General features: G+C 63.0%; 2 protein-coding genes. Both read left to right on the forward strand.

The genetic code is table 11. The features are described from left to right. Positions 1-2: 2 nt before the first annotated feature. Positions 3-3,635: a UvrD-helicase domain-containing protein gene (locus DXC90_RS01485; protein ID WP_117734441.1), complete on the forward strand. Its 3,633-nt coding sequence runs from the start codon at positions 3-5 to the stop codon at positions 3,633-3,635. 262 nt (positions 3,636-3,897) lie between these two features. Next, the gene (gene dnaE, locus DXC90_RS01490) at positions 3,898-7,701 is read left to right on the forward strand and encodes a DNA polymerase III subunit alpha (protein ID WP_117734442.1); all 3,804 of its coding nucleotides are present in this window, start codon (positions 3,898-3,900) and stop codon (positions 7,699-7,701) included. The last annotated feature ends 101 nt before the right edge of the window (positions 7,702-7,802 follow it).

Genomic DNA, 7,802 nt, shown 5'->3' on the forward strand with positions numbered 1-7,802 from the left:
CCATGGATCTTTCGACTTTGATGCCGCAACAGCTGCAGATTGTCAAAACGCTCGACCGTCCGCTGTTTGTCTCGGCGGGCGCCGGTTCGGGCAAGACCTTTACCCTCACGCGCCGCATCGTCTACGCGCTCTCGCCCGAATCCGGTCCGTTCGTTGAGCATCTGGACCAGGTGCTCGCCATTACCTTTACCAAAGATGCCGCGGCCGAGATCCGTGACCGCGTGCGCCGCGCGCTCATCGACGAGGGCATGGACGAGGAGGCCCTGACCGTCGACGATGCATGGATCTCGACCATTCACGGCATGTGCTCGCGTATCCTGCGCGCACACGCGTTGGAGCTGGGCATCGATCCCGAGTTCACGGTACTCACCGATACCGACGAGCTTATGGATCAGGCTGTTGAGCATGTGCTGGCCCGCGCGACGGCGCCCGATGCCGCCCCCGAGCTCGCGGCATCGCTCAAGGCCCTCTACGCCTGGTATCCCATGGCGGGCGAGGGCGGCCCTTTTGGCGCCGGCACCACCATCAAGGGCCTGGTGCGCGAGCTGCTGGAGCTCTCGAGCCAGCTGCCGGGCGGCATGGACGACGTGCGCGTGGCACACGGTCATGCCGACACTTCGGCCCTTGCCGATGCCTATCGTGCGGCGCTGGGCGCAAGCAAGGCCGCGACCGAGAAAGCGCAGGTGGCGCTCGATGCCATCGATGCGTTCGAGGCGAGCGGCAAGACCATGGCGGATGCGGCGCGACTCATGATGTCGTGCACCATGCCTCGGGCGAGCAAGGCATTCCCTAAGGAGCAGGTGGAGCTGCTCAAGGCGGAGGCTGCCGATGCGTTTATCAATATCGTGCTCGCCTGCGGTGGTCCGGCGCTCGATGCGCTGGTGGGGCTTGCTCGTGCTGTGGAGGCGGAGTACCGCGCGCTCAAGGCTGACCAGTCCGCGCTCGATAACAACGACCTGCTCCGCATGGCATACGAGGCGCTGCGCGATTATCCCGCCATTCGAGCCGCCTACGAGGGCCGCTTTAAGATGGTCATGATCGACGAGTTCCAAGATACCGACCAGATGCAGGTCGATCTGATTCGCTATTTGACGGGTGCGGGCGAGCGCGCGCTGTGCACGGTGGGCGATGCGCAGCAGTCGATCTATCGCTTCCGCGGCGCCGAGGTCGAGGTGTTTCGCCGCCAGGAGCGCAAGGTGGGCCTGTCTGCTGCGCCTGAGACCTCCGTCGCATCCGATGCCCCTGCCGGCGAGCTCGTCAAGCTCGTGCGCAACTTCCGCAGTCATGACGAGGTGCTGCGCTATGTGGCACGCGTCTTTGACGGCGATACCGGTGGTTTGATGCAGGGGTTCTTGGATCTTGAGCCGAGTGACGATCGCGAGGACAAGCTCAAGGCAAAGGCTTCGCGCCGCCAGGCGCTGCTCGTTGCCGGCGGCAGCACCCAGGAGCGAACGCAGGCGAAAGCTCGTGCGATTGCGGAGCGGTTCCAAGCGCTCGTTAAAGCGGGCCAGCCCCAGGGCGGCATGGTGCTGCTACTGGGCCGCATGACCAACGCCGACGTCTACGCCCAGGCCTTCCGCGACCAGGGGCTCGACTGCGTTATCGCGGGCGGCTCGGTCTTTGCCCAAGCTGCCGAGGTGCAGACGGTGCGCGCCCTGGTTTGTGCGCTCGCCAACCCGGCCGATACGGCGCAGGGCCTTATGCCGCTGCTGGCATCGCCGATGTTTGCGCTGGGCGCCCAGGAGTTCCTGGCGCTGGCGACCAAGCTGGACGACCAGACGGGGGAGACCTCGCGCCGCAACATCGATGCGGGCATCATGAGCGATTCCGATGTGCCCGGCTTGCAGGGCTTGCCACTGGTGACGCGCGCCCGCGAGGTACTGCGGTATGCGCTTCGTCGTGTGGGTCGCGATTCGTTCGCCTCCATCGCGCGCGACGTGGTCAACGCCTCCGGCTGGTTTGTGCGTCTAGCGCAGCGCGGCCCCGAGGGCAAGGCCATCGCCGCCAACGTGCTCAAGGCGCTCGATGCCGTGACCGAGGCGGAGGCCGAGTTCGGCAATTCTCCGCGCTCCATTGCGCTTGCCTTCAATCGCTTCCTGGCGGGCAAGGAGGCCCCAGGCGCCCTCAACGAGGAGGGCGACGGCGCGGTGCGCATCATGACGGTGCACGCCTCCAAGGGTCTGGAATATCCGGTCGTGGCGGTCGCCGAGTGCTTTGGCGTGCGTAAGTCCTCGGGCGCGGCACAGATGGGTCGCGTCGAGGGCGGAGCGCAGGTCGTGGCGCTGCCGGCACGCTTCGACGGCGTTAAGCTTGCGGACGGAACCTTTGTGAAGGGCGATGACGTCAAAAAGAAGTTTGAGCATGCGTTTAAGGGTAAGGGCACGTCGCTATGGTTGCCGCCGGAGCTCATGGAGGACGTCTGTGCGACGGGTTCTCCCGCCGAGGCATTTGCTCGCCTGCGCAACGACGACCTGCAGCTTTCGCTCGAGGAGCGGGCCCGCTTGCTCTATGTCGCCATGACGCGTGCACGCGAGCTGGTCATTCTGGCAATGGATGCCGGCGTGAGCCGTGGCAAGGTGGCGGCGCCGACCTTCGATGTCGAGACCGATCTGACCTACGACGTACTGCGCCGTATTTTGCCGACCGACGCGCAGGCCTTGCCGCAGCTCGATGCCGACCGCCTGGTGTTCGACAACTCCCAGCCGGGCGACTACGAGCTCATTTCGCTTTCGGACTTTACCTTTGGCGAGCAGGCTTTTGAGGCTAACGCTTCGCTGGATGCCGAGGGCAGGCTTGTTCGTGGCGATGCGGAGCCGGAGGGTGCCGGTGCAGATGCCCGCGCCGCCGTTCCCGGTCCTGCCGACCCCGAGCCCGATTCGTTTGAGCTCGTGTATCCCCAGGCGGTGGGCGTGCGCATGGGCACCTGCCCGTTCCCGGCGCGTGACTCGTATAGCTACTCATCGATCGCCGCGGCCCTGCATGCCGAGGCGGAAGATCGTGCCGCCGAGACGCGTGTGCCCATGGACGAGGCCGGCGATGATGAAGACTCGGATGGCTCGGAGATGACCGATGCGGACGTGGTTGCTGCCGAGCCCCTCGGCAATCCCATGGCCTTGGGCTCGGCGTTCCATGCTGCCTGCCAGTGGCTCATCGAGATGGGCGCCAATGAACTGCCCGCCGCGCGCGCCGATGCGCTGGCGCGCCTGTGGTGCCTGACGCCGGAGCAGCGCGAGCGTTTTGACATTGCCCTGAATCGCTGGCTCAGGTCGGCGGTCCGTGCCGAGCTGCTTGCCTGGCCGTGCGTCCGTGCCGAGGTACCGTTCTTCTCGCTGGGCTGCGAGGACGAGGACATTGCCCGCTACGGCACGTATGCCGAGGGCGCCATCGATGCGTTGGCAACGAACCCGGCGGATTCGTCACGCGCGCTGGTCATCGACTACAAGACGGGCGGCACACCGGATGAGACGCCGGAACAGCTGCAGGAGAAGCACGCCCTGCAGGCGCGCGTCTACGCCGATGTGTTGCACAAGGCGGGCTTTGAGGCCGTGACCGTCAAGTTCGTCCGCGTGGAACAGCCGGATCCAACCATCTTCGTCGAACCCGCCGAACCTCAAGTAGTCACCTACAATCTTTAGCCCTCAACAGCGTGCGGTGGAATCCCTCCCGATTCCACCGCAGCTCAGGGGTAGCTAATTTGGGACGGGGCTATTTTAGCTACCCTTTGACTGACGGCGAATGAGTCGGGGTCGGAATGCGTCTCAACCGACATATGGGGGTAGCTAAAATAGCCCCGTCCCAAATTAGCTACCCGTGTGGGTTTGGCTAGGTTCGGGTGCTGTCCGTGCCGTGCGGTAAAATCGTTCAGTCAGAACACGAACCCGCATCGGAGCTCATCACATGGCATTCGTCCATCTGCACAACCACACTGTTTTCTCCATGCTCGACGGCGCAACCCGTATCCAGGATATGGTCAACCGTGCCGTTGAGCTTGGCATGCCCGCCGTGGCCATTACCGACCACGGCTACATGTATGGCGTGCCCGACCTGGCGCTGGCCTGCGACGCCGTCAACCACAACACGCCCGAGTACAAAACCTGGAGCCACGACAAGGCCTTCTTGGAAAAGGACCGCCGCGACGAGCTGGTGGAGCCCGATCCCGAGGAAAACCCGCGCGAGCATGCCCAGTATGTGAAGGACATGGCCATGTGGGACGAGAAGGGCAATATCGACGAGCTCAAGCCGCCTCTGGTTATCAAGCCCATCTTTGGCTGCGAGGTCTACTTTACGCCGGACGAGACGCTCGCCCGCGACCATAAGCCCGAGCTCTACCACATGATCCTTTTGGCCAAGGACCAAGAGGGCTACGTCAACCTGATGCAGACGGTCTCCGAGGCCGCCGTGCAGGGCTTTTACTACAAGCCGCGCGTGACGCTCGACAATCTGCGCCGCCATGCCAAGGGCATGATCTGCACCAGCGCCTGCATCGCGGGCATCATCCCCAAGTACATCGACCGCGGCGACATGGAAGGCGCCATCGAGTGGGCCGAGACCTTCCGCGATACCTTCGACCCCGGCGACTTCTATATCGAGATTCAGGAACACGGCATTACCACCGACAACGGCCTGACTGACGAGCAGATGGACCGCACGCTCATCGATATTGCCAAGCAGGTGGGTGTCAAGGTCATCGCCACCAACGACTTCCACTACCTGCGCCGCGAGGACGCGCCCGTGCAGGACGTCATCATGTGCATCGGTATGAACGCCAAGGTCGACGACCCCAACCGCATGCGCATGACCGGCTCGGAGTTCTATATGAAGACCGAGGAGGAGATGCGGGCGATGTTCCCGTATTGCCCCGAGGCCTGCGACAACACGCTCGAGATCGCTGACAAGTGCTACGTGGAGCTGGACTGGGACTCTATCATCCTGCCGCGCTTCCCGCTGCTCGATCCCGGCGAGACGCATGAGAGCCAGTTCCGCCGCGAGTGCGAGAAGGGCCTGCGCCAGCACTACGGCGATGACTGGGCCACGCGCGAGATCGGCGGCGTCAACATCAAAGAGCGCTTTGAGTACGAATACAAGGTCATTTGCGACAAGGGCTTTGCCGCCTACTTCTTGATCGTTGCTGAGTACGTGCAATGGGCCAAGGACAACGGTATCGGCGTCGGTCCCGGCCGTGGCTCGGCCGCCGGCGCTATCGTCGCCTACGCCATGAACATCACCGCGTTCGACCCGCTCGAGAACGGTCTGATGTTCGAGAGGTTCCTCTCCCCGCAGCGTACCGAGATGCCCGATATCGATATGGACTTCGACGATGAGCGGCGCCTCGAGGTCGTGGAGCACGTTCGCCAGCTCTACGGCCCCGAGAAGGTCACCCACGTCATCACCTACTCGACCATTAAGGCCAAGCAGGCCATCAACGACGCCGCACGCGTTCTGGACTACCCGGTCTATATGGGCCAGCGCCTGTCCAAGATGGTCTCGAGCGACCCCAAGGTCAAGCTCAAGCAGGTGCTCGAAAAGCAACCCGGCAAAGAGGATCTGTTTAACCCCGATTTTGCCGAGGCATATAAAAAGGACGACGACGCCCGACGCATCATCGACACGGCGCTCTCGATCGAGGGCCTCACCCGTGGCGAGGGCGTGCATGCGTGCGCCGTTCTGATCTGCCGCGACCCCGTCAACGAGCACGTGCCTACCAAGCTCGATACCAAGGGCGGCGTCGAGATTACCCAGTACGAGGGCCATACCGTCGCCGACATGGGTCTGCTCAAGATGGACTTCTTGGGCCTGCGTACGCTGACGGTTATCTCCAAGGCCAAGGCAAACATCAAAAAGAACTTCGGCATCGACATCAAAGAGGAAGAGATTCCCTTTGACGATCCCGAGATCTTTAAGCTCATGGGCTCCGGCCACACCGCCGGCGTCTTCCAGGTCGAGTCCGCCGGCATGACGGCCACGATCAAGAACATGAAGCCCACCGAGTACAAGCACGTCGTGGCATTGATCGCCCTGTACCGCCCGGGCCCGCTGGGCGCCGGCATGGTTTCGTCCTACATCAACCGTATGAACGGCAAGGAGCCGGCCGTCTCCTATGACGACCGTCTGGACGACATCCTGGGCGAAACCTACGGCACCATGGTCTACCAGGAGCAGGTTATGCTCATCTCCGTCGAGATGTGCGGCTTCTCCAAGGGCGAATCGGACTCGCGTATCCGTAAGCCCGTGGCCAAGAAAAAGATCAAGCTGCTCACGTCGACGGTGCTCCACTGGGAGGATGGCTCGGACGAGACCACCTACGACCACTGGATGAACGGCGCCATCAAGAACAACTACACGCGCGAGGTCGCCCAGAAGATTTGGGACGATGTTCTCGAGTTCGCGTCCTACGCCTTTAACAAGTCGCACTCCGCCGGCTACGCCATTCTGGTTATGCAGACGGCGTGGCTCAAGGCGCATTATCCGCACGAGTACATGGCGGCCGTTCTGACGTCCTATACGGGCAAGACCGACAAGATCGTTCACTACGTCTCGGCGTGCCGTCACGACGGCATCCCCGTGCTGTCGCCAGATGTCAACGAGTCCGGTACCGAGTTCACGGCTACCAAGGAGGGCGTGCGCTTTGGTCTGGCCGGCATCCGCGGCGTGGGCACCGGCGTGGCGCAGGCGATTATCGCCGAGCGCGAGGCAGGCGGCCCGTTTAAGACGCTGCACGACTTTGTCGAGCGCGTGGACTCGAGCCAGGCAAACCGTCGCGTGATCGAATCACTCATCAAGGCAGGCGCCTTCGACTCCACGGGGTATCCGCGTCGCCAGATGATGCACTTTGTGGACAAGAACAACCCCGAGAACATCATCGATGCCGCGGTGAAGCGCCAGAAGGATCGCGCGAGCGGCCAGACGTCGTTTTTCGACATGTTTGGCGACGTTGAGGGCTCGGGCTTCGAGGTGAGCGTGCCCGATCCGGATGGCCAGGAGTGGGACCGCCATCTTAAGCTGAGCCAGGAGAAGGAGGTTCTGGGCATCTATGTCTCGGACCACCCGCTGCGCCCGTTTGAGTATGCACTTAGCAAAGCACGCGACTTCTCGTTCTCGCAGATCGACACCGGCTACGAGGTGCAAAACCCCACGGGCGGTACCATCAACCAGGAGATTCCCGAGGGCAAGGCGCTGTGGTGGGCCGGTATGGTCTCGAGCGTGTCCAAGCGCGTGACCAAAAACGGCGACCCCATGGGCATTGTGCAGCTCGAGGACATGGAAGGCGAGGCCACGGTCGTGGTGTTCCCCAAGACCTACAAGGAGGCCGAGGGGTATCTGTACGGCGAGGTTGATCCCGAGACCGGCGCGCAGCTGTCCGATGCGTTTGTGCGCATTAAGGGCAAGCTCGAGCGCTCGGATCGCGGCGACCAGATCATCGCGCAGGAGATCGTGCCGCTGGAGCTTAACGAGGAGAACAACAAGCCCAGGGTGTTTGAGGTCATGGTGCCCAACAGCCGCTTTAGCCAGGGCAATATGGCGCGCCTGGCCACGGTGCTCACCACCAACCCGGGCGGCGACCGCGTGGAGATCTTTATCGAGCAGGTGGACGGGCGCGTGTTGCGTGCCGAGGTGCCGGCCAAGGTTAACGCACGCTCGATTCCGCTGCTGGCCGAGGCCAAGGCCATCGTTGGCAACCAAGGCCGCGTGACGGTTATCTAAGGGTGCCTTTGCCGGGGTAGCTAATTTGGGACGGGGCTATTTTAGCTACCCTTTGACTGACGGCGAATGAGTCGGGGTCGGAATGCGTCTCAACCGACATA

The organism is Collinsella sp. TF09-1AT (assembly GCF_003436895.1).
Lineage (GTDB): Bacteria > Actinomycetota > Coriobacteriia > Coriobacteriales > Coriobacteriaceae > Collinsella.